Genomic DNA, 23,306 nt, shown 5'->3' with positions numbered 1-23,306 from the left:
GTTACGCCGACACGACCGTAATCTGCCGTTCCCGGTCGATGGCGTACTCCAGTTCCTCCGCGATGGCGCTGCCGCGGGAGACTTGAATGTCGCCGCCGCGACCGACCGTCGCGGTGAACAGGTACTCGCCGTCGGCCTGCACTTCGACGGTTTCCCCGGCGTGGCCGTCCAGCGGGATGATGATGTGGCGGGAGGTGATTTCCGGAGTCACCACGTCGCCTTTCGGGGTCGTCGCCGTCGTGCCGACCGAGGACGGTTTCTCGTCGTGGGTGCGCACGTCGATGTCGATGCCGAGGCGGTTCTCGATGTCGTCGATTCGGCCGCCGCCCTTGCCGATGACGTAGGAGATGTCGTTTTCGTCCACGTAGACGACGGCCTTGTTCTGGCCTTGGAGGTCCACGTCGACGTGCCCGCGGGAGACGGACTGGATTTCGCGCTCGATTTCCTGTCGGGCGAGGCGCGAGACGCCGGTCTCCTTCTCGTCACCCTCCTCCAAAGGGACCGTGACGACCTGCCGGTTAAAGGTGTAGATTTCGTACTCCGGCGTTCCCGTCTCGAACTCCTCCACGAGGATGACGGGGCGGGCGAGGTCCTCCTCGGTCATGCCCGCGGGCACCTTGACCTGCGTCCGCACGTCGTAGACCTTCTCTATCTGCCCGGCCTCGATGTAGACGACGGTATCGACGATTTGCGGAATCATACCGAGTTCGACCCGGCCGATGAGTCGCTGCAGCGCGTCGATGGGCCGCGTGGCGTGGACGACGCCGACCATGCCGACACCGGCGAGGCGCATGTCGGCGAACACCTCGAAGTCGTTCGTCTTGCGCACCTCGTCGTAGATGGTGTAGTCGGGGCGAACCATCAGCAGGGAGTCCGCCGTCTTCTCCATCTCGCCCGCCAACTCGGTGTACTGGGTGACTTCGGGGCCGACCTGCAAGTCGCGGGTTTCTCCATCGTCTTCACGGCGAAGTCGTTGTCCGCGAGGAACTCCGCGACGGCTTGCGCGAAGGTGGACTTCCCGGCACCGGGTGCGCCGGAGATGAGGACGCCGCGCTGGCGTTCGAGGAGTCGCCCGCGGAGTTCGTCCGCGTGCTCGTAGTCGTCCAACGAGGTCTTGACGATGGGTCGGACCGCGGTTATCTCCCACGCGTCGGCGAACGGCGGTTCCGCGATGGCGATGCGGTAATCGCGGAACTGGACGATGGTCATGCCGGGTTCGTCGATTTCGATGAACCCGTCGTGGCTCTGTTTCGCGCTCTGGATTATCTCTTGGGCGTACTCTTTCAACTGCTCGTCCGTCGAGGGTTCGTCGCGGATTCGCTGATAGTGCATCTCGCCGATTTCGCCGCGCTTTGCCATCGGCGGGACCCGCGACCGGAGGTGGACGCTCATCGTCTGCTCGTCGAAGAAGTCCTCGATGCTGAGTCGCCCCACATCCTCCGTTTTCGGCGCGATGTACTCGACCTCCAATCCCTTGGCTTTCGCCACCTCGCTCTGCACGAGGTCGCTGGTGACGAACGTGGCGTCGTGTTCGTCCGCCAGTTCGCGGATGAGCGCGTCGATTTCGCCGCGGTGGGCGTAACCCTGTTCTTCGGGTCCGGGGCGCACCCCGACGTAATCGAGGTCGATGTCGCCAGCGTCCGCGAGGTCCGCGAGCCGCTGGAGTTCGGACAGTCCGTCCCACCCGCTCTCCTCTCCTTTGTTCGCCTGCGATTCGAGTTCGCTGACGACGGCCTCGGGGATGAGAACCGTCGCCCCGGCGAAGTCGCCGTCATCGACTCGTTGGGAAATGCGGCCATCGACGACGGCGCTCGTGTCCGGCACTACGTTCATGGCTGTCGGTTCGTGTGGTAGCCTGATAAGGGTTTCAGCGTGTGGGTCATCCTTTTGCCCCTCGGTGACGTACGACGGTCGATGCGCCACGCCCACATCGTGCTCACCGTCGACGAAGAGACCCGGGACCGAATCGAGGCCGACCTCACGGACGAAACCGTCGACGAGTGGCTGCTGGACGCCATCGAGCGAAAACTCGACCGATACGACGAGTACGAGTTCGTCGACGACTGCGCCATCTGAGCGGGTCCTTGCGAGTTCAGGCAGTAGGGTTAGGGGAATGTTTTCCCAAGCATGGGTAGATGCTGCCATTCGAATTCAGGGATTCCCCGGACTCGTCGAACCTCGACAGCGTGTTCGAAACCTTCTCCGACGACCAACGCCGCCAATTGCTGTGCCATCTTTCCGAATCGTCGGACGGGACCGCGACGGTCGACGAACTTCGAGACGTGCTCGATGGGGATACGCGCCGGACCGAAACGCGTCTTCGACACGTCCACCTTCCGCACCTCGAATCGCTTTCACTCGTCGATTACGACGAGCGGAGCGAGACGGTTCGGTATCGGGGGACCCCCCTTCTCGAGGAGCTATTGGACTGCTGTTTCGAACACCGAACGCCGCAAGAGTGAGACGGGACACTTCGGGCCAGCATCGATTTGTTTTCGGATACCATCGTCCCGACCATGGCACGAGAACTCGACGAGATTCGAATGGATTTGGATTCGGTCGCCGACGACGCCTCGCCGGACGTCGCCGGTGAGATTCGGTCGATTCGGAAGGGGTTGACCAACATCCCGGACGACGAGGAGACGAGGCAGACGCAGTACCGCGAGACGGAAGACAGGCTTTCGGAACTCGAACATCAGGCCGACAGGTCGGTCGCCGAACGGTTGCACACGCTGCAGGAGGACATCCACGTTCTTGCCGAGGACGTTGGATATTAACCCCCTCGCCGAACTGGAAGGTGCATGGACGAACTGGTCGAACTGACCCGTGACCTGGTTTCGATTCCGAGTCACGAGGACGAGACGGCGGCGGGGGATTTTATCGAAGAATGGCTTCGCTCCGAGACTGACGCGGACGTAACGCGGGACGACATTGGGAACGTCATCGCACGAAAACTGGCCACAGACGGCGACTCCGACACCTCTCTCGCCTTGGTCGGCCACCACGACGTCGTGCCCCCGGACGACTCGCAAGTGGATGGTGAGGAGTACGTGGTCGAGGAGCGCGACGGACGACTGTACGGCCGCGGCGCGGCGGACATGAAGGGTGCCGTGGCCGCGTCGATGCTCGCGCTCCGCGACGCCGACCCGTCCTGTGACCTCGTGTTCGCAAGCTTCGTCGCAGAGGAACTGGGCGGCGACGGCGCGCGTCACGCCATCGACAACGGCTTTTCGCCCGATTGCGCCATCGTCGCCGAGGGGTCCACGAACTACTCGGGGCCGGACGTCACGGACGTCGTTGTCGCTCACCGCGGACGGCGGGCGAGCACCGTCACGGCGCACGGAACCGCCGCGCACGCGAGCGAACCGGAAGCAGGAGTGAACGCCATCTACCGCGCCAGCGACGCCGTGGACGTCGTTCGGGACTGCGACGTCCCGACCGTCTCCGTGTTGGGCAACGACCTCTCGGGGAGCGTCGTCGCCACCGAAATCCACGGCGGGAGCGCGTGGAACGTCATCCCGGACACGTGCGAGATAACCATCGACGAGCGAACCGTCCCCGGCGAGCGCGCCGACCTCGGAGCCGTCGAGGACATCGAAGGCGTCGAGTGGACCGTCGAACAGGACTTGCCGCCGATGGAGTGCGACGACCCCGACTTCGCGGACGCGGTGCTGGCCGCCGCCCGCGACGCGCAGGACGGCGACCCGGAACAGGTGACGAAACCCCACGCGACGGACGCCGGATGGTTGGCACAAGCGGGCGTCACGTGCGTCGTTTGCGGAGCCTCGGAACCCGGCGAGGCACACACGAAAGACGAGAGCGTGGGTATCGACGTGCTGGCGCGCTGTTATCGGATTTATCGGACCACGGCGGAGCGACTATAACGGACCGAGCCGCCGACCTATTTCGTACCGAAACCCATTCATTGATAATCGGTGACAGCAAACACCCGGTGATGGCAACTGAAGCCACCGCGGAAAACACCACGTACGAGGAGTTTCTCGGGAAAGTAAAACGGATTTCGAACGTCCAGAACGCCGCCGGGATTCTCGGCTGGGACCAAGAAGTCGTGATGCCCGAGGGTGGCACCCCCGCGCGGTCACAACAGCGGTCGGCCCTGTCGGCGATTTCGCACGAACTGCTCACCGACGACGAGATGGGTGAGCTGTTGGACGAACTGGAGAGCGAGGACTTGGACGACGAGCAGGCCGCCGTCGTCCGCGAGGTCCGACGCGAGTACGAGCGGGCGACCCGCGTCCCCGGCGAGTTGGTCGAGGAGATTTCGCGCACCACGTCCGAGGCGCTCCCGAAGTGGAAGAAGGCGCGCGAGGAGGACGACTTCTCGATTTTCGCCCCGACGCTCGAAAAACTGGTGGAGTTGGAGCGCGAGTACGCCGACCACATCGACCCGGACAAGGACCCCTACGAGGTCCTGTTCGAGGAGTACGAACCCTACCTCGGCATCGACACCGCGGAGGAGACGCTGGCCGAACTCCGCGACGAACTCGTCCCGCTCATCGAGGACGTCCGCGAGAGCGACGTCGAACTCGCCACGCCGTTCGAGGGCACCTACGACGCCGAGACGCAGGAGGAGCTCTCGCGCGACGTGCTCGACACGCTCGGCTACGACTGGGACCGCGGCCGCCTCGACACCGCGCCGCACCCGTTCTCCAGCGGGACGCAGTTCGACGCCCGCGTGACGACGCGTTTCGACGAGAGCGACCCGCTCGGCGCGCTGATGAGTACCGTTCACGAGTTCGGTCACGCGACCTATACGCAGGGCCTGCCTGACGAGCAGTACGGTACGCCGCTCGGCCAAGCCCGCGACCTGACGGTCCACGAATCCCAGTCTCGCGTCTGGGAGAACAACGTCGGTCGCTCGCGCGCCTTCTGGGAGAACTTCCTGCCGCTCGTCAAGGAGCGCTTCTCGGACGTCGAGGACGTCTCCGTCGAGGAAATGTACGAGGCCGCGAACGAGGTCTACGAAGATAACCTCATCCGCGTCGAGGCGGATGAACTGACCTACCACATGCACATCGTGGTGCGCTTCGAAATCGAGAAGGCGCTCATCCGCGGCGAAATCGAAGTGGACGAGGTGCCGGAACTCTGGAACGACAAGTACGAGGAGTACCTCGGCGTTCGTCCCGACACCGACGCCGACGGCTGCCTGCAGGACATCCACTGGAGCCACGGTAGCTTCGGTTACTTCCCGACCTACTCGCTCGGCAGCGTCCTCGCCGCCCAACTGTACGCGAAAGCCGACGAGGACATCGACGACCTCGACGGCCAGATTCGCGCGGGCGAGTTCGACGATTTCCACGACTGGCTGACCACCAACATCCACCAGTACGGCTGTCTGTACACCACCGACGACCTCATCGAGCACGCGACCGGCGAGAGCTTCACCGCCGACTACTTCCTCGACTACGTGAACGAGAAGTACGGCGCGCTGTACGACCTGGAATAGACGCCAATTCGTTTTCGATTTTTCCGTTCACGACTCCGCCGACGCGGCCGAATACTCGTGCACGAGTCTCGACTCCGCCCGATGGAGCACCCCACTCACGGTCGATTTCGACACGTCGAGCAGTTCCGCCAGCCGCGTTATCGAACAGCGTCGCGGCACCTCGTAGTACCCCTCCTCCACGGCGAGGTCCACGATTTCCGCCTGGCGCTCGGTGAGCAATCCGCTCGAATCGCCCGTCGTCCGAACGGCGACGATTTCGACGGTGGCACCCATCCCCTCCAGCGCCCGTTTCAGTTCAACGACCCGCTCCCGCGTTTCCGTGACGGTCACGTCCACGGACCCGTTCCGGACCGTCACCGGATACTCCGGCATCGTCCCCGTGTCGCGGAAGATGTCGTACGTCTCGTGCGACGTGGCCTCGTTCCGAAACACGGTCTTTCCGTCGCCGTGCATGACGACCCGAAACGAGTCGATGGAGGGGTCGCGTTCCGCGCTCTCCCGCAGGACGTCCACCGGGACGCCGGTCGTTTCCACGAGCGCACTCGCACGCTCGTCGCCGCCGATACCGGACAGGATGCGGAATTCCGCGGTGTCGTATTCGCGCGATATCTTTCCGATCCATAGCCGCTCGGGCACGGTCACGCGAAATCGAATGGAGGCCATCGACTCTCCTCTCCGCACCCGATATAAATAAGGCTACATGTAACCGTCTATGTACTCGGAGCCGACGACCCAACCACCATTCGACGAATGACACACGACAATCGCCGTTCAAGCGGTCGATTTTCCACCCTACTCACTACCGATGATTCACGTTGATAGCCTCGATTTCGCGTACCCGAACGCCGAGAACGACACGCTTCGTGATCTCTCCTTCGCGGTCGATTCGGGCGAGATATTCGGCTTCCTCGGTCCCAGCGGGGCCGGAAAGAGTACGACCCAGAAAATCCTCACCGGACTGCTGGACGACTACCGCGGGTCAGTCCGCGTCTTCGACCGGGAAGTCCGCGACTGGGACGGCATTTACTACGACAAAATCGGGGTTTCGGCCGAGTCCCCGAACCAGTATCCCAAACTCACCGGCCGCGAGAACCTCGAACTGTTCGCGTCGCTTCACCGGACTGAAACGAGGGATATCGACGAACTGTTCTCGCTCGTCGGACTTGCGGACGCCATCGACCGGCGCGTGGGAACCTATTCGAAGGGGATGGCGATGCGTCTCAACTTCATCCGCGCGCTCCTGCACGACCCCGAACTCGTCTTTCTGGACGAACCGACGAGCGGTATCGACCCCGGCAACGCGAAGCGGATCAAGACGGCCATCGCCGACCTCCGCAACGCTGGCACGACGGTGTTCCTGACGACCCACGACATGACCGTCGCCGACCAACTCTGTGACCGGGTGGCGTTCATCGTGAACGGCCGGATTCCGCTCGTCGGGGACCCCGAGGCGTTGAAACGGGAGTACGGGTCGCGGACGGTTCGAGTGGAGTACCGCGATGGGAACCGCCCGCGAACCGCGCGGTTCGCGGTCGACGGGTTGAACGGGAACCCGGGGTTCCGGTCGCTGCTCGCGGAGAACGACATCGAAACGCTCCACACCGAGGAGGCCACGCTGGAGACCGTCTTCCTCGAAGTGACGGGGGAACGGTTAGAGTGAATCCGGTCGGCGCGATGGTTCGGTGGGATGTACGACTTCAGCGTCGGTACGGCTTCTACACAGTGTACGCCGTACTGACGGCGTTCTACGTCGTCGCGTTCGTCGGACTCGAACTCCCGGCATCGGTGGCCGAGCGTGGGTTGGTGTTCATCGTCCTCTCCGACCCGGCCGTCCTCGGTTTCTACTTCATCGCCGCGCTCGTCCTCATCGAGAAACGCGAGGGCGTTCTCGACGCCCTCGTCGTTTCGCCGCTCGGCGTCCGGGGCTACCTCGTCTCCAAAGTCGCGTCCCTGACCCTCCTCGCGGTCGTCGTGGCGACGGTGCTCGCCCTCGTCGTCCATCCGAGCGGCGTGAACGTTCCGCTTCTGGTGCTCGGCGTGGCGCTCACGTCGATTCCCTTCGTCCTCGTCGGGTTCGTCAGCGTCGCCCGGTTCGACTCGATAAACGACTACTTCCTGAGCGCGCTTTTGTACGGCGCGGTACTGTACGCACCGCTGCTGTCGTTCTTCGGTCTCTTCGACACGCCGGTTTTCTACCTGCTTCCCGTCCGCCCCGCCCTGATACTCATCGACGGCGCATTTCACGGGATTGGGTCGGTGGAGTTCGTGTACGCGGTGGGTTACCTGTCGCTCGGAAGCCTCCTCGCGTTCTCCGTGGCGGAGCGGGAGTTCCATCGCCACATCGTACAGCACCGTCCGTCGCGGAGCGAAACGAACGGAGGGAACGAGGCGAAATCGTCCCGCCTCGGAGCGGTTCGTGATCTGGGGCCCGTCGGCGGCATGGCGCTCGCGGACGGGAAGAAGTGGTTCCGTGACCCGCTTCTCCTCGTCGCGGGAACCGGCCCGCTACTGCTCGCCCTGCTCGCTCACGTTGCACTCCCCTTCCTCGACCAGCACTACCTCCCGACCATCTCGCTCGTTCCGTACTATCCGCTGGTGCTCGGATTCGTCATCACGTTCCCGCCCTACATCTACGGGTTCGTGGTCGGCTTCTTCGTGCTCGAAGACCGCGAGCAAGGCGTGCTGGCCGCGCTCCGGACGACGCCCCTGACCGGTCGTGGATACCTTCGCTACCGCGGCGCGACCGCGTATCTCGTCGGTACGGTCGTGACGATTCCGACTGTGATGCTGTTCGGCCTCGTCCGAGTACCGCCGCTCGTGCTCGTGGCCGTTACGGTCGTCGTCGCACTCGCTGGACCAGCCATCACGTTCCTGTTCGCGGGGCTAGCACGCGACTCCATCGAGGGTGTGGTCATCAACAAACTGCTCGGCCTGCTGTTGATCGTGCCGATCGCGGGAATCGCGCTTCTCCCCGAACCGTGGCAGTACGCCGTCGGAATGGTGCCGCTCTACTGGCCGGTGAAGGCGCTCGTCGTGGGAGTCAGCGACGGGATCGGACTTCGCTTCGTCGCCTTCCTCTTTCTTGGAGTCCTCTCGTTCGGCGTGTCGATTCGGTATCTCGTCCGGCGATTCGAACGGATGGCCCGGAACGAGCGGTGAAAAACAGGTCGTTCGACTGCTCGTCAGTAGGAGTTGACGAGGTCGATGTAGTAGTCCCAGTCCCAGTTGCTGCCGGGGTCGGTGTGACTGCTGGCCGGAACCTGCTCGTGGCCGATGATGCCGCCGTTGGCCGGATTCGCCGCGTCGCTCGGGACGCTCGTCGGGTGCTGTTTCGGAATGCCGTACTGGTCACAGAGCCAACTGGCCAGTTTGGCCGACGCACGGTACTGAGCGTCCTCGTAGGTTCCGCTGACGTAGCCGCCGTGTTCGATGCCGACGGAGTACTGGTTGTAGTCCCAATCCCCGGCGTGCCACGCGATGTTGATGTCACTGACGCTCTGGTACTTGTAGCCGCTCTCGGAGACGGTGTAGTGGGCGCTGACGTCCGCGTCGGGGTTCTGGAACCAGCTGACTGCACCGCTGGCTGACCCCTGAACGGTGTGGATGATGACCCAATCGATTTCTGCCGCACCGCGGTTCGCTGCCGTGTAGTTGCTCGAATCCGCCACTTCCCAATCGACCGTCGGTTTGGCCGCGGCGGTTCCGCTGAACGCGGCCGCACCGAGACCTGCCGTTCCTGCCACTCCGATCGTCTTGAGTAGGTTACGTCTGGATGTCATGGTCCAATTAATCCTTACAAACTCTAATTTAAAATATTTTTTCTAGAAATTTAATCAATTAATTATCTGCTGAATTGATGGATGGAAACGAAAATGGGCTCGCTCGTTCGACGTCACGCGTTGGAAACCGCTGTCGAGACCGTTCGGTCGATTCCGGTCCGCGCAGCGTGCGTCGTCCGGGACGAGCGTGGGGATAGCGGTGGTGCGTCGTTTCGAACGCGGAACGATGGGTCGGGCTATATCCCGAAACAGAGCGGGACGATGACCGCAGGTTCGGAACGGTGTCACACACCGTCGGGATAGTCCGTCCCTACGACGAGCGCGAGAGGAGTTTCCGGAGGTGGTCCGTCGAGAAGAACGAGGTCGGTTTGTCCATGTGAACGCCGATTTCGCCCTCCATCGCCGTGAGTCCCACCTTCTGGACGGGTTTCGGGAGGGAGTACGCTCGGCGGACCCAGTGGCCCAGTCGAATCTCGTTTTTCAACTCCCCGCGCCACGCGCGCTCGTAGTCGGCGAGCGTGGCGGGGTCGTCGGGGTCCACGGTTTCGACGGCGTGGTCCGCCGCGGTTCATGCCGTAGAGGATGCCGCCGCCGGTGAAGGGCTTCGTCTGTGCGGCGGCGTCCCCGATGAGGAAACCTCGGTGGGCGGTGACGCTCCGGGCCGGGCCGATGGGGATCATCCCGGCACAGAAATTCTCGGTTTCGACGCCGTAATCGGCCGTAAATCGGTCGAACAGCTCGCGGGCGTTCTCACCCGGCGGTGCGGCCAGTCCGTACTCGACACCGGCCGTCCCGCGGGGGATTCGCCACGCGAAGAATCGCGGCGCGGTGAGGTGGACGTCCACGAAATTACCGTTGTGCGTGTCGGTCGTGAACCCGAGTACGCCCTGCAGTTTCTCGCCCGGTTCCGGCAGGTGGAGTTCCCGACGGACGCGCGAGACGGGACCGTCACAGCCGACGACCATCTTCCCGCGAAACGTCTCGGTTCCGTCGGGCGTGTTGGCGGTGACGTCCACGTACTCGCCGTGTTCGTCCACGTCCGAGACGCTGTGTCCTTCGCGCAAATCGGCTTCAGCGTCCTCCGCGGCGCGCGCGAGCGTCCGGTCGAGTCCCACCCGGTCGATGACGTTCGAGATAACTTCGTCTTTGTAGAAGGGATGTTCGGGGGACTGCGGGCCGTCGATGTGGAAGCGCGCGCCGTAGACTTCGTTCTGGAGGAGGTCGTCACGGGCACCCTCGGGGGTGAACTTCCAGATGTCGGTACTGACGTGGCCGGAGCACGCGAGCGGTGTTCCCACCTGCCCGCGTTCGAGAACGAGAACGTCGTGTCCCGCGTCCGCGGCCCGTCGCGCGAACCGCGACCCGGCGGGACCGGCACCGACCACCACGAAATCGTACATTATCATCGGTTGTTCGCCGCGGGGCAAAATAGCTTCTTTCTCGGGTCGGGGTCGCTACCGCGCCGATGGCGGTCGTTCTCCCGTCCCGAGTTGCCGACGTCGGAGGTAATGAACGAGCGCGGAGAGCGCGAACGCGGCGACGATGAGGACGCCCCAAATCTTGTCGGGAATGGCCGAAAACGGCGGAATACCCAGGAAGTCGGCGAAGACGAGAATCGCGCTCACGATGGCGAGACCGAGGTAATACCGAATCCACGGAAACTCGTCCTGTGGCCGCAAGTACCCCTCCAATTGCGCGGCGTTATCGGAGAGTTCGACGATGCCGCGGCTCTGGTTGTACTCTACGATACCCGCATCCGAGAGCTTCGGGAGATGTGTCTGGTACAGCGAGGTGTACACCGACTTGCGCTCGTTCGCGGACAGGCCCTCGACCGTGGTGTCGTTCTCCCACGCGGCGACCTGTTCGGCAAGCTCGCTCAGTTCCACCGGTCGGCCCTGCTGCTTGAGGTAGTGGAGCGTGTACCGTCGTCGTCTATTTTTCAGAACGTCGAAGATGAGATCTTCGGACAGTTCTTGAGGGGTTCCATCAGTCGAACTCATGCCACCGGAGAGTCGCAATCGGTTGTTTCGGCTATGCCACCGCCACCCGGACGTAACACGAGTGCGAAGTTACCGCGGACGACACTTTGTTATCCAGTGCTTAGCTGCCTGTAGTTTTCAAACTAATTACGATAACCGGGCTTAAGCGACCGATTCTCGCGGGTAAGCCCGCCATTCCGCTTCGAAAAATCGTTCCGTATCTCGTTCGATAACAGTTGCATCCCGGTTTGCGAGCGGTCTCGTGCGCCGGTCCTCAATCGTCCATCGCCGCGGGTGCGGGTCTGTCCGCACGGGGCCCGTCGAGTTCGACGTGTGGGAGTTTATCGCGGAGATACTGCCCCGTGTACGAGTCGTCGGCGCGCGCGATCTCCTCCGGCGTTCCGGTGGCGACGATTTCGCCGCCCTTCTCGCCGCCCTCGGGACCGAGGTCGATAACGTGGTCCGCGTTCTTCACGAGGTCAAGTTCGTGTTCGATGACGGCGATGGTGTTGCCCTTGTCCGTCAGTCGCTGGAGCACCGAGACGAGTTTGCGCTCGTCCTCGTGATGCAGGCCGGTCGTCGGTTCGTCCAGCAGGTACAGCGTCTCGCCCGTGTCCTTCTTGCCGAGTTCCTCGGCGAGTTTGATGCGCTGGGCTTCCCCGCCGGAGAGGGTCGTGGACGGCTGGCCGAGTTTCATGTAGTCCAGTCCCACGTCCTTCAGCAGTTTCAGCCGCCGACGGATGCGCGAGTCGTGCTCGAAGAAGTCGTGGGCCTCCTCGACGGACATGTCGAGCACGTCCGCGATGGTCGCGCCTCGGTAGGTCACGTCCAGCGTCTCGTCGTTGTAGCGCGCGCCGTCACACTCCTCGCACGGAACGTACACGTCCGAGAGGAAGTTCATCTCGATTTTGACGGTGCCCTGCCCGCCACACTCCTCACAGCGCCCGCCCTTGACGTTGAACGAGAAGCGACCCTTCTCGTAGCCGCGCTGTTTGGCGAGCTTCGTCTCGGCGAACGATTTGCGGACGTAATCGAACACGCCCGTGTAGGTCGCGGGATTCGACCGCGGCGTCCGACCGATGGGCGACTGGTCGATGAGTCGCACCTTCTCGATGTTCTCCATCCCCTCGATGGCGTCGTGCTCGCCGGGGTCCACCGAGGTGTTGTCGTTCATCTCGCGGGCCAGTCCCTTGTAGAGGATGTCGTGCATCAGCGTTGATTTGCCCGACCCGGACACGCCCGTGATGGCCGTGAACTTCCCGACCGGAATCTCCACGTCGAGGTCCTTTAGGTTGTGCTGGCGCGCTCCTCGAACCGTGAGGTGTGCATCGCTCTCCCGACGCTCCTCGGGCACGGGAATCTCCTTTCGTCCGGCGAGGTAGTCGCCCGTGATGCTCTCCTCGTGGGCCATCACGTCCTCCACGTCGCCCTGCACGACGACTTCGCCGCCGCGTCTGCCGGGGCCGGGACCGATGTCGATAACATTGTCCGCCCGGCGCATCGTCTCCTCGTCGTGTTCGACGACGATGAGGGTGTTGCCCAAGTCGCGGAGTTCACACAACGTGTTTAGCAGGCGGTCGTTGTCGCGCTGGTGAAGACCGATGGAGGGTTCGTCCAGCACGTAGAGGACGCCGACGAGTCCCGAGCCGATTTGGGTCGCCAGCCGAATCCGCTGGCTCTCCCCGCCCGAGAGCGTCGAGGCCTCCCGGTCGAGCGTGAGATACTGCAGGCCGACCTCCTCCATGAAGCCGAGTCGCGCGCGAATTTCCTTCAGAATCTCCTCGGCGATGCGGTTCTGGCGGTCGGTCAGGTTCGCTTCGAGGGTCTCAAAGTGCGCCAGTGCGTCCCCGATGGACATCCGGTTGACTTCGGAAATCGACGTGCCGTCGACGTACACCGAGCGACTTTCGGGGCGGAGTCGCGTGCCGTCACAGGCCGGACACTCGGTCACGGCCATGTAGTCCTCGATGTGGCCGCGCGCCCGGTCGCTGTCAGTTTCGACGTAGCGTCGTTCGAGGTTCGGGATGACGCCCTCGAACGGTTCTTCCTTCCGGCGGATGCCGTTCTTCGTGTTCCACTTGAACAGCACGTCCTCGTCGGTGCCGTAGAGGAATCCCTGTCGAACCTCCTCGCTGAGGTCCTCGAACGGCGTCGTCAACTCCACGCTGAAGTGTTCGGCGACGGAATCGAGTTGGCGGCGATAGTACGTCCGCTGGTAACTCCACGGCTCGAAGACGTGTTTGAGCTGTTTCGACGGGTCCTCCACGACGAGGTCCTCGTCGATCTCCTTCGTCTCGCCGATACCCTCACACTCGGGACACGCGCCGTGTGGACTGTTGAACGAGAAGCTCCGCGTCTCGATTTCGCGGAAGTCGATGCCGCAACTCGTGCAGGCCAACTCCTCGGAGAACTCCACGACGAGTCGGTCGTCGCCGTCCCCGGCCAAGTCGCCCGTCGAACGGGATTCGGACCCGAGATTCGCGTCTTCGGGCGCGTTCGGGACGATGAGTTTCATCACGCCTTCGGCCTCCTCCAGCGCGGTCTCCACGCTGTCGTTGATGCGGCTTCGGACCTCCTCGCTGACCTTCACGCGGTCCACGATGACGTCGATGGTATGGTCGTAGTTCTTGTCGAGGTCCGGCCGGTCGAGCGTCAAATCGAACTCCTCGCCGTCCACTTCGACGCGCGAGTAGCCGTCCGAAACGAGGTCGTCGAACAGGTCTGCGAACGCGCCCTTTTGGTCGCGGACGACCGGCGCGGCGATTTTCGCCTTGGTCCCTTCGGGCAAATCGAGCACCCGACGAACCATGTTCTGGGCGCTCTGCTCGCCGACCTCTCGTCCACATTGCGGACAGTGTGGCGTGCCGACGCGAGCGTAGAGCAGTCGCAAGTAGTCGTGCAGTTCCGTCACGGTACCGACCGTCGAACGCGGGTTGTTCGCCGCGTTCTTCTGGTCGATGGAGATGGCGGGCGACAGGCCTTCGACGTTCTCGACCTGCGGTTTGTCCATCTGCCCGAGGAAGTTTCGGGCGTAGGCCGACAGGCTCTCGATGTAGCGTCGCTGTCCCTCAGCGTACACCGTCTCGAAGGCGAACGAGGACTTCCCCGACCCGGACAGGCCGGTGACGACGTTAAACTCCTCGCGCGGAATCTTCACATCGAGGTCTTTGAGGTTGTGCTCCTCGGCCCCCCGCACTTCGATGTAGTCCTTGCTCATCTATACTCAGACAGCGACTGGACGAGGGTATGCCTATCGGTTGGGAATGCAAGCGGAGTGAAAGTGAAGCGTGAGGAGACGGAATCGTGGGAGCCGAGACGGACCACCGAACGGGACATATTCGTTCGGTCCTTACCGAACGTAAGTGCCATCGAACACAGCGATACCGGAGGAAGCGGAACGGCACACGATGTGGCGACTCTTCGCCGAGTACGGCCGCGGCTACTGGCCGCAGTTCGTCGCGGGGTTCGTCGGGACGATACTCGGACGCCTCTCGGGTCTCCTGCCGCCGGTCATCCTCGGTATCGCCATCGACTCCATCTTCCTGAACGAACAGGCGTTCCACATTCGATTCATTCCGGCGGCGTGGACGCCGACGACGCCGAGCGGCCAGCTTTGGCTCTCCATCGGTATCGTCCTCGCCTCGTTCCTCGTCGGGGCGGCGTTCTCGTGGCTGGAAGGCTGGGGCTGGAACGCGTTCGCACAGGGCGTCCAGCACAGGCTCCGCGTGGACACCTACGACCGGATGCAACTCCTCGACATGAACTTCTTCGACGGCAAGCAGACGGGCGAGTTGATGTCCATCCTGAACAACGACGTGAACCAGTTGGAGACGTTTCTGAACGACGGGCTGAGTTCGGCGCTCCGCATCGGCGTCCTCATCGTCGGCATCGGCGGCATTCTGTTCACCCTCAATCCGGCGCTCGCGCTGGTGGCGCTGCTGCCGGTGCCCGTCCTCGCGGCGTTCACGTACCTGTTCGTTAGAACCATCCAGCCGAAGTACGCCGCGATGCGGGCGAGCGTCGGCGCGCTCAACTCCCGACTGGAGAACAACCTCGGCGGCATCCGCGTCATCAAGTCCGAAACCGCGGAGGACTACGAATCCGGCAGAATCGAGGAGGCGTCCGGCGACTACTACGACGCGAACTGGGACGCCATCACGACCCGAATCACCTTCTTCCCCGGCCTGAGCCTCCTGACCGGCATCGGCTACGCCGTCACCTTCGCCGTCGGGGCTTTTGGCTGCTATCGGGCGCGCCGGGGCCGCTCACCGGCGCGCTCGAACCCGGCGTGTTCGTCACCTTCGTCATCCTGAGCCAGCAGTTCATCTGGCCCATGGCGCAGTTCGGGCAGATAATCAACATCTACCAGCGCGCCGAGGCGTCGAGCGACCGGGTGTACTCGCTGATGAACGAACGGGGAACGCTGGACGAGAGCGCCGACGCGCCGGATTTGGTGGTCACGGACGGCATCGTCGAGTACGACGACGTGGGATTCGGCTACGACGAGGAGCAAGTCGTCTCGAACATCGACTTGCGTGCCGGACGCGGCGACACGCTGGCGCTTGTCGGCCCGACCGGGGCCGGAAAATCCACCGTCCTCAAACTCCTGCTCCGCATGTACGACGTTGACGAGGGGGCCATCCGCATCGACGGCACCGACATCCGCGACGTGAACCTCCGCAGTTTGCGGCGGTCGGTCGGTCACGTCAGTCAGGAACCGTTCCTGTTCTACGGGACGGTCAAGGAGAACATCGCCTACGGGACGTTCGACGCGACGGACGACGAAATCGAGGCGGCCGCGAAAGCCGCCGAAGCGCACGAGTTCATCACCAATCTGCCCGACGGCTACGACACCAAAGTCGGCGAGCGCGGCGTGAAACTCTCGGGCGGTCAGCGCCAGCGACTCTCCATCGCGCGGACGGTTCTGAAGGACCCCGACATCCTCGTCCTCGACGAGGCGACGAGCCACGTCGATACCGAAACCGAAGCCCTCATCCAGCGAAGCCTCGCCTCGCTCGTGGACGAGAAGACCACGTTCGCCATCGCCCACCGCCTCTCGACTATCAAGGATGCGGACGAAATCGTCGTCCTCGACGACGGCGAGATAGTCGAACGCGGCACTCACGACGAACTGCTGGCGTTCGAGGGCCTGTACGCGAACCTCTGGCACGTGCAGGCTGGCGAAATCGAAGCCCTTCCGCGGGAGTTCATCGAGCGGGCGATTCGACGGCGGGCGGAAATCGAAGACGGCGACGTCGAGGGAACGGAGGCACAGGCGGACGGCGGAGAGCGATAGCCCCGTCCCCACATTTAAATACAATAACACGACAAGCTGTGAACAATGGAACCTCCAACGCAGCGCGACATCGGCGGTGTCGTTCTCGACGACGACACGTACACGGTCAAACAGAGCCACTTCCGGAACAAGTACAAGGTGTACGATTCCGCCGGAAACCTCGTCCTGAAGTCGAAACAGAAGCTGTTCAAGATGAAAAAGGAGTTCCCGTTTTACGACGCCGACGGGAACGTCGTCTTTCGGGTGAAGGCGAAGAACGTCTTCGATGTCGCCGGTGATTACGTCCTCGTGGACGAACGCTCTGGCGACCCCGTTTTAGTACTCAACAAGAACTTCACCTTCTTCCACCACCGTTGGACGATACAACTCCCGGACGGAACCGAACTCGCGGAAGTCGCCTCCAGAAGTGCGGTCCTCGAAGCGCTGCGGTCGCTCGTCGACGTCCTCTCGTTCCTCCCGCACAAGTACTCCATCACCTCGCCCGAGGGAGATTCCATCGGTGAAATCCAGGGCCATTTCTCGCTCCGCGATAAGTACGACGTTCGCATCCACGACACGGGGTCGATACCGAAAACGGCGCTCGTCGCGGGAGCGATAGCCATCGACGCGCTGGAAGGGAACTGACCCGACTCAGACCTTCTCCGGCAACCAACCGCCGTCCACTTCGACGTTCACACCGCTCAGGTAGTCGCTGTCTTCGTCCACGAAGAAGCGCAGCGCCTGCCCCATGTCCTCGAACTTCGCCGGTTCGCCGCGAGGCAGGTCGTCGGGGAACACGTCCGAGTTTTCGACCACGTAGGGCGAAATCGCGTTGACGGTCACGCCGTCCGTTTGGGTGTCCGCGGCGAGCATCCGGGTGAACATCAGGACGCCCGCCTTGGCGATGAAGTACGGGGCGTTCTTCGGGTTGATGAGTCCTTTCTCGGCGCTGGCATAGCCGACGTTGACGATTCGACCGAATCCCGCCTCGCGCATCTCCGGGAGCGCCCGCTTCGAACAGAGGTAGGTTCCGTTGATGTTGCCGTCGAGCACGGCGTTCCATCGGTCGAACGAGATATCCTCCCAGTGGTCGGGCGCGAACGGGCCGACGTTGTTCACCAGCACGTCCACGCTTCCGAGTTCGGACTCGACGGTCGAAAAGAGGGCGTCCACTTCGTCCGGGTCGGTGACGTTCCCCTGCACAGTCGTCGCTTCGACGCCGTTCTCCCGTGCAGTCTCGGCGACGTCCCGCGCCTCGTCCGCACTCGAATGGTAGTGAACGGCAACGTCGGCCCCGCAGTCGGCGAGCGAGAGGAGGAGTTCCCGGCCGACACCCTTCGAACTTCCCGTGACCAGCGCGACTCGTCCGTCCAGTTTCGGCGTTATCATACGGTCCGCTTCGCGGCGGAGTCCCAACTATCTTGACATCCCGATTATCTCGCTTTTGAGTGAATCTCCCCCTATATTTAATATTCTCCATGGAGAGGTGCTACCATGGCAATAGAGACGATTCTTCTCGCGGTAGGACCGGGCGACGCGGACCGAACCGGGCGACTCGCCGACGCTGTTATCGATGTGGCCGGACCGACCGGCGCGACGGTCGTCCTCGCACACGTCTTCACGGACGACGAGTTCGACGACGTTGTAGACCGACTCGACTACGACCCGGCCGGGAAACCCAACTCGGACGAGGTGGCGGCGCGACACGCGACGATTCGCTCGCTTTCGGACGCGCTGGACGCCGAGGACATCGGCTACTCGGTTCGGGGCGCAATCGGCGAGCACGGCGAAACCATCGTCGAACTCGCCGAGGACGTGAACGCCGATAGCGTCTTCGTCGGCGGCCGCAAGCGCTCACCGACCGGAAAGGCCGTTTTCGGCAGCACCGCACAGGAAGTGATGCTTTCCGCTCCCTGCCCCGTGACGTTCGTCCGCGAGGACTGAACCCCCGCAATCGGACGTCGCGCTTTTTTGTCTCTCACTCCTCCGCGCGTTCCTGCCAGCGTCGTTGGATTCGCCGTTCGCGGATGTGTCGCTCCCCGTCGGCGACTTCCTCTCGCGTCGTGCGTTCGAACGCCTCGATGTTGCGGAGGAACTCCGTTTCGAACGATTCGACCAACTCGTAGGTCCACCGGTCGCCGCCGAGGACGCCGCACGGGAGGATTTCGTCGCGGATGTGGTCCGCGAGGTCGTCGTGCCCGGCGTCCCGGAGGTGGGTTTCGGCCTCGCTGAAGTGCTCCATCGCGTGGCCGGTGGCGTGATGGAACTGGACGAGGTAGCCGTGTCCCTTCCGGAGCCCTTCGATACCCAGTTCGAGTTCGTGGAGCGCGGATTCCGTTTCGTCGTCGATGGCCGGGAGGTCGTCCGCCATGTCCTGATTAACGCCGTCGAACCAGTTAACTCCGACAGGCGACCGGCCGAACCTCTCGGGCCGTCGAAAGAAACTCGACGGCGAGTAAATGCCTGTAGTTAAGTGGGACGGACGACGTTTGTTCACCTGAATGGCCTACTACGCGGGTGTAGACCTGGGGGCGACCAACGTCAGGGCGGCGGTTGCCGACGAAGGCGGCAACGTCGTCAGCACGTACGACCGCGGTACGCCACAGGGACCGACCGGCATCGCGGTTACTGAAGCAGTGCTCGAATGCATTCGTGGGGCGTGTTCGAACGCGACCATCGACCCCAGTGAGATTCGGGCGGCAGGCATCGGCAGCATCGGCCCGTTGGACCTCGCGGAGGGTGCGGTCGATAACCCGGCGAACCTGCCGGACACCATCGACCGAATCCCCCTGACGGGACCGGTTGGGAAACTCATCCACAGCGAGCGCGTGACCCTCCACAACGACACCAACGCGGGCGCTATCGGACAGCGGTTCTACAGCGACCGCAACCCCGACGACATGGTGTACATCACGATTTCGAGCGGTATCGGCGCGGGCGTCACCGTGGACGGCAACGTCCTCACCGGCTGGGACGGCAACGCGGGCGAGGTGGGGCACATGATAGTCGACCCACACGGCAGGCGAACCTGTGGCTGTGGCAAGGAGGGCCACTGGGAGGCCTACTGTTCCGGCAACAACATCCCGGAGTACGCCCGGATGCTCGCCGAGGAGGACGAAACCGTATCGACCGCGCTTCCGCTCGACGACCCCGATTTCTCCGCGAAAGACGTGTTCGAGAACGCCGGTATCGACCCCTTCGCCGACCACGTTATCGAACAACTCGCCCACTGGAACACGGTCGGCGTGGCGAACGTCGTCCAAGCCTACGCACCGCTGGTCGTCTACCTCGGCGGTGCCGTCGTGCTCAACAACGAGGAACTCGTCGTCGACCCGATTCGGGAGCGCGTCGGCAACCACCTGCTGAACAATCAGCCGGACGTCCAGCTCACGACGCTCGGCGATGAAGTCGTGTTGAAAGGTGCAATCGCGAGCGCGCTGACCGACGGTACCGGCGACGAAACACGTCTCGCCGACTGATTTTCGAGAGGAAGATATTCGAGGGTACGGCCTATTCTGATCTCTATGCGAGTGCGCCTGCCGTGGCTTCGTCTTCGACAGTTTTGGGATGCGTTGGTCGTGTCGAGATACGTTAGTCGTTATTTCTCTACGAGTGCAAGAGGCGTTGGCTGTAACTGCTCTACGAGTACAGACGTCAATGAGACCGCCACCGCACCGCATCAGCCACTCCCTCCCCAACCGATTGCGCTTCTCGCTTCGCTGTGATGCTCATCCCTCGCGCGCTTCAGCGAGGCGACTCGGACGACACGTCCTCGCCCCCTCGCCGGCGCACGCCGGAATGGCTGGATTCTACTTCTCGAAATCGAACTGCTTCATCCTCACCGAAAGCCGCTCTCTTGGAGGGCTTCGTTCAGGTCCTCCCGAATCCGCTCGCCGAGGTCGCTGTCCATGGCGGTGGTGACGACGCGGTTTTCCTGCACGCTGGACCCGTCGCGGAGGAGGAGTCGGACGTTCCCGTTCTCGTCGGCGCGGGTGGCCTTGGCGCGGACGCCGGAGTCGGAACTCGCACCCCCCGCGTTGATTGGGCCGGGGATGATTTTCTTGACGTGCGGGTGGCAGGCGACCTCCCGAATCACGCGCATGCCGTCGCGGTTGCCGATGAGGGTTGTGTGCGTTCCGCCGATTTTCTCGGCCGGGTCGAGGTCCACGACTTCGAGCGAGCGCTCGCCGCGCCGCGCCAGCACCTCCTCGACGGGGTTCCCGTCGCCGACGCGGTAGAAGTCGTAGTGGAGTTGGGCGCGGACGGCGCGAATCACGTCGCGGTCGCCCGCCGCGTACACGTCCTCGGGGTGTTTCCGTCGCACTTCGTCGGCGATGCGTCCCGCGAAGTTACGGAGTTCGACGACCTCGGTTTCGCCCTCCTCGGGCGTGGTGCTGACGCCCGTCTTCCCGACCACGGTTTCGTCGCGGAGCATCGTGATGTCGGCGTGGTCGCGGGTCACGGCGAGAACGACGGAATCGGTGTTCTGCGTTCGACAGACGAGGCAGTAGTCGCCCGGGCGTTCGAGCGAGGACGCACACTGCCGACAGTTCATGCGCGTTCTTTCCCAATCGCTGCGTTTAACCTCGGCGTTTCGACGACGTGTTCGGTGAGGGAAAGAAAAATATCGGATGAAAGACAACTATGGATATGCGTTTCCGAACGACCCTCTCCAAGCGGTCACTCTCCGCCCGGCGCTCACTCCTCTCCCTTCTCGTCCTCCTGTCGATTCTCACGATGGTTGTGGCGACGCCCGCTTCGAGTAGGCCACCGCCGGAGCCGTTCTGTGGCTCGTGCGGGGGTAGCTTCACCGAAGAAGCACACCAGTACGCCGAAACCCTCGGCGTCGAAAACGTGACGTTCGACGTCGAGCGCAGCACTGCCACGATTCGGGTCCACGACAACGGTACCGCGACGTGGACGGTGAAAAACCGGCTTGCGAGCGAGGAAACGGCGCGGTACTTCCGCGAGAACGGATGGGTGCTCGACGAAATCGCCGAGAACGCTGCTCCCGATTCCTCCCTCGACCCCGAACCGTTCCTCGACGCTCGCGTCGTCGGCACGAAGACGGTCGTCCTTCGGTACCGGACGAGCGCCGCCGCGACTGCCCCGGGCGGCGTCGTCCGATTCGACGGCTTCCGACACGCACGGGAGGGGTCGATTTCGGGACTCGGTGCCGACCGACTGACGGTCGTCGGGCCGCCCGGAACCGTCGTCACCCGCGCGCCGCGAGGGGCGAGCGTGGACGGCAATTCCTTCTCCCTGACCGCCTTCCGCGACACCGGAGACGGCCCGTTCGTCGCGTTCGCGCGGTCGGGCGGGATTGCCGGTGAGGCGTGGAGTTTCGTGGCCGTCACGCTACCGCTGTCCGGTGACATCGCGTTCAACCTCCTCTTCGACATTCTCCTCCCGGCGAGCGTCCTGTTCGCGCTCCTCGTCGGCTTCGTTCGACTCGGCGGTCGGGAGGGAAGCCGAAACGAACGGACGCCTCGTCTGGTCGCGGGTATGGTCAGCGTTCTCGGCGTTCTCGCGTTGTTCGTCGGAACCCTCCGGTTGAACCACACCGTCTCCGGCTACTCGATGGGCATCGTCGTGGCCGGTGGAACCTACGCCGTCTTCGGGTTGCTGGCGTTCAGCGACGTCCGGCCGACGTTTTACCGTACGGTGGCCGCCGTCCTCCTCGCGTGGGTAGTCGGTCTCTGCGTGGCGATGCTGGCGGCCGCCGCCGTCGACTCAGCCGTCGCCGCTCGGCTCTTCGCCTCGAATCCGTACGCGATACGCAAATTCCTGTTCGCGGCGTTTTCGGTCCTTCTGGCATCGTTCATGACCGCGGTCGGCTGCGCCGCCGCGGTTCGTCGCCACAGGCGGGTGGCCCTCGGGATTCCGCCCGTCGCGTTCGCCGTCGTACTCGCACTGACGATACCGGTCACTCGGGTCAGAGGTCCGAACGACTTCCTGTTCTCCGTTTTCTTGCTCGTGTACCTCCTCGTCTTCGTCGCGCTGGTCGGACTCCCGGCGTTCCTGCTCGGACGCACGATTCCGAACGGACGGTAAGCTCGGGGAATGGTATGGTCGAGTAAATAGGGCGATAGAGCACGCGAGGTGGAGTCAAAGAAGGGAGCGTCGAGGCACAGGCGGCCCGCGGTCGCCTATCCCATATCGAGGGGATTCGCTTTCAGGAACTCCCGGAGGAAGACGGTGGCGTACGACCCGGAGGGGAGCGAAAATTCGAATGAGAGCGGGTCGTGGGAGAGCGAAAAGTCGCTCCCGAGCAGTATCGCGCGGCGGGTGCCGGTCGAGTGGAACTCGCCCGGGAGGTTGAAATCGTGCGGTTCGAGGTCGAGGTCGTCGAGGATTTCGCGTTCGATGTCTCCCTGCTCCCCCTCGGCGAGTTCCGTCTCGGTGCCGACCAGCGGCGCGGTGACGAACGCCCGGCCCCGCCGACAGTGGCGCTCGATGGTTCGGACGCGCTTTTCGCTCACGGTCTGCTGGCGGTCCATGTCGGGAACGGTGAAGCCGTCTACCTCCTCCGCGAAGCACACCACGTCGCCCGCGACCGGCTCGTCGAACGGAAGCCCGCGCTGAAGCCGCTCGCTCAGAATGCGGTTGAACACGTACGACTGGGCGGCATTGACGAGCAACCGTTGGAGGTTCGTCGGGAGCGATTCGAGCGCGTCCCGGAAGTCCTCGGGGTCGGTGCCGCCGTTTTCGACGAGTCGATGGGCCATCGAGCGCTCGAACCCGAGTCGTCCCGGCAGGGCGTCGAGCACGGCGTCCCAGTCCGGCGCGAGGTTCTCGACGCGCTC

20 protein-coding genes and 3 pseudogenes are annotated in these 23,306 nt (G+C 63.5%); 13 read left to right on the top strand and 10 right to left on the bottom strand.

The window, feature by feature from the left end; all coding sequences use genetic code 11:
• Position 1 precedes the first annotated feature (1 nt).
• Positions 2–1,833 (bottom strand): annotated as a pseudogene (locus BG842_RS02290) (PINc/VapC family ATPase).
• A gap of 39 nt (positions 1,834–1,872) precedes the next feature.
• On the opposite strand from BG842_RS02290, the gene BG842_RS28565 reads away from it, so the two are divergent.
• The 5 genes from BG842_RS28565 (at position 1,873) to BG842_RS02270 (ending at position 5,467) form a co-directional block, all read left to right on the top strand.
• A complete protein-coding gene (locus BG842_RS28565; RefSeq protein WP_139135989.1) occupies positions 1,873–2,076 on the top strand; it encodes a hypothetical protein in 204 nt (67 codons plus the stop codon).
• Positions 2,077–2,135: 59 nt separating this feature from the next.
• Positions 2,136–2,462, top strand: a complete 327-nt coding sequence (locus BG842_RS02285; RefSeq protein ID WP_069449520.1) for a hypothetical protein — start codon at positions 2,136–2,138, stop codon at positions 2,460–2,462.
• A 54-nt stretch (positions 2,463–2,516) separates the two neighbouring features.
• The gene (locus BG842_RS02280; protein WP_254662846.1) at positions 2,517–2,777 is read left to right on the top strand and encodes a hypothetical protein; all 261 of its coding nucleotides are present in this window, start codon (positions 2,517–2,519) and stop codon (positions 2,775–2,777) included.
• A gap of 24 nt (positions 2,778–2,801) precedes the next feature.
• Positions 2,802–3,884 carry a M20 family metallopeptidase gene (locus BG842_RS02275; protein ID WP_069449518.1) on the top strand — a complete coding sequence of 361 codons (1,083 nt, stop codon included), beginning with the start codon at positions 2,802–2,804 and terminating at the stop codon, positions 3,882–3,884.
• 71 nt (positions 3,885–3,955) lie between these two features.
• Positions 3,956–5,467, top strand: a complete 1,512-nt coding sequence (locus BG842_RS02270; RefSeq protein WP_069449517.1) for a carboxypeptidase M32 — start codon at positions 3,956–3,958, stop codon at positions 5,465–5,467.
• 27 nt (positions 5,468–5,494) lie between these two features.
• Here the strand turns inward: BG842_RS02270 and BG842_RS02265 are convergent, their stop codons facing one another.
• Positions 5,495–6,130, bottom strand: a complete 636-nt coding sequence (locus BG842_RS02265) for a helix-turn-helix domain-containing protein (RefSeq protein ID WP_069449516.1) — start codon at positions 6,128–6,130, stop codon at positions 5,495–5,497.
• 142 nt (positions 6,131–6,272) lie between these two features.
• Between BG842_RS02265 and BG842_RS02260 the strand changes: the two genes are divergently transcribed.
• Complete coding sequence (locus BG842_RS02260) at positions 6,273–7,127, top strand: ABC transporter ATP-binding protein (protein ID WP_069449515.1); 855 nt, start codon at positions 6,273–6,275, stop codon at positions 7,125–7,127.
• Positions 7,124–8,626 carry a hypothetical protein gene (locus BG842_RS02255; protein WP_083252405.1) on the top strand — a complete coding sequence of 501 codons (1,503 nt, stop codon included), beginning with the start codon at positions 7,124–7,126 and terminating at the stop codon, positions 8,624–8,626. The genes BG842_RS02260 and BG842_RS02255 overlap by 4 nt, the downstream gene beginning before the upstream one ends.
• A 23-nt stretch (positions 8,627–8,649) precedes the next feature.
• Here the strand turns inward: BG842_RS02255 and BG842_RS02250 are convergent, their stop codons facing one another.
• Positions 8,650–9,246, bottom strand: a complete 597-nt coding sequence (locus BG842_RS02250) for an N-acetylmuramoyl-L-alanine amidase (RefSeq protein ID WP_254662845.1) — start codon at positions 9,244–9,246, stop codon at positions 8,650–8,652.
• 81 nt (positions 9,247–9,327) lie between these two features.
• On the opposite strand from BG842_RS02250, the gene BG842_RS02245 reads away from it, so the two are divergent.
• On the top strand, positions 9,328–9,549 hold the full coding sequence (locus BG842_RS02245; protein WP_139135988.1) for a hypothetical protein: 222 nt from the start codon (positions 9,328–9,330) through the stop codon (positions 9,547–9,549).
• 7 nt (positions 9,550–9,556) lie between these two features.
• Here the strand turns inward: BG842_RS02245 and BG842_RS02240 are convergent.
• From BG842_RS02240 to uvrA, 3 genes and pseudogenes are all read right to left on the bottom strand, one after another.
• Positions 9,557–10,646 (bottom strand): annotated as a pseudogene (locus BG842_RS02240) (geranylgeranyl reductase family protein).
• 54 nt (positions 10,647–10,700) lie between these two features.
• The gene (locus tag BG842_RS02235; protein ID WP_007979899.1) at positions 10,701–11,246 is read right to left on the bottom strand and encodes a hypothetical protein; all 546 of its coding nucleotides are present in this window, start codon (positions 11,244–11,246) and stop codon (positions 10,701–10,703) included.
• Between the two features lie 253 nt (positions 11,247–11,499).
• On the bottom strand, positions 11,500–14,442 hold the full coding sequence (gene uvrA / locus BG842_RS02230) for an excinuclease ABC subunit UvrA (protein WP_069449512.1): 2,943 nt from the start codon (positions 14,440–14,442) through the stop codon (positions 11,500–11,502).
• Between the two features lie 190 nt (positions 14,443–14,632).
• Between uvrA and BG842_RS02225 the strand changes: the two are divergent.
• A pseudogene (locus BG842_RS02225) lies at positions 14,633–16,521 on the top strand (ABC transporter ATP-binding protein).
• A gap of 45 nt (positions 16,522–16,566) precedes the next feature.
• Positions 16,567–17,145, top strand: a complete 579-nt coding sequence (locus tag BG842_RS02220) for an LURP-one-related/scramblase family protein (RefSeq protein ID WP_069449511.1) — start codon at positions 16,567–16,569, stop codon at positions 17,143–17,145.
• Positions 17,146–17,151: 6 nt separating this feature from the next.
• Here the strand turns inward: BG842_RS02220 and BG842_RS02215 are convergent, their stop codons facing one another.
• A complete protein-coding gene (locus tag BG842_RS02215; RefSeq protein WP_069449528.1) occupies positions 17,152–17,889 on the bottom strand; it encodes an SDR family NAD(P)-dependent oxidoreductase in 738 nt (245 codons plus the stop codon).
• Positions 17,890–17,994: 105 nt separating this feature from the next.
• Here BG842_RS02215 and BG842_RS02210 point away from each other — a divergent pair, with 105 nt between their 5' ends.
• Positions 17,995–18,444, top strand: a complete 450-nt coding sequence (locus BG842_RS02210) for a universal stress protein (RefSeq protein ID WP_007979889.1) — start codon at positions 17,995–17,997, stop codon at positions 18,442–18,444.
• Between the two features lie 34 nt (positions 18,445–18,478).
• Here the strand turns inward: BG842_RS02210 and BG842_RS02205 are convergent, their stop codons facing one another.
• Positions 18,479–18,871, bottom strand: coding sequence for a hypothetical protein (locus BG842_RS02205; RefSeq protein WP_007979886.1), 393 nt, complete (start codon positions 18,869–18,871; stop codon positions 18,479–18,481).
• Positions 18,872–19,001: 130 nt separating this feature from the next.
• On the opposite strand from BG842_RS02205, the gene BG842_RS02200 reads away from it, so the two are divergent.
• Positions 19,002–19,979 (top strand): ROK family protein, encoded by a 978-nt coding sequence (locus tag BG842_RS02200; RefSeq protein WP_007979884.1) that lies wholly within the window; start codon positions 19,002–19,004, stop codon positions 19,977–19,979.
• 359 nt (positions 19,980–20,338) lie between these two features.
• On the opposite strand, the gene BG842_RS02195 is transcribed toward BG842_RS02200, so the two are convergent.
• Positions 20,339–21,055 carry a DUF2103 domain-containing protein gene (locus tag BG842_RS02195; RefSeq protein WP_069449510.1) on the bottom strand — a complete coding sequence of 239 codons (717 nt, stop codon included), beginning with the start codon at positions 21,053–21,055 and terminating at the stop codon, positions 20,339–20,341.
• Between the two features lie 95 nt (positions 21,056–21,150).
• Here BG842_RS02195 and BG842_RS02190 point away from each other — a divergent pair, with 95 nt between their 5' ends.
• Positions 21,151–22,554 (top strand): hypothetical protein, encoded by a 1,404-nt coding sequence (locus BG842_RS02190; protein WP_069449527.1) that lies wholly within the window; start codon positions 21,151–21,153, stop codon positions 22,552–22,554.
• A 95-nt stretch (positions 22,555–22,649) separates the two neighbouring features.
• Here the strand turns inward: BG842_RS02190 and truD are convergent.
• A partial coding sequence (gene truD / locus BG842_RS02185; protein ID WP_139135987.1) for a tRNA pseudouridine(13) synthase TruD occupies positions 22,650–23,306 on the bottom strand: 657 nt, incomplete at its 5' end.

Source organism: Haladaptatus sp. W1 (assembly GCF_001723155.1).
Lineage (GTDB): Archaea > Halobacteriota > Halobacteria > Halobacteriales > Haladaptataceae > Haladaptatus > Haladaptatus paucihalophilus.
Note: the sequence above shows the minus strand (reverse complement) of the source record. Positions and strands in the feature narration are given on the sequence as shown.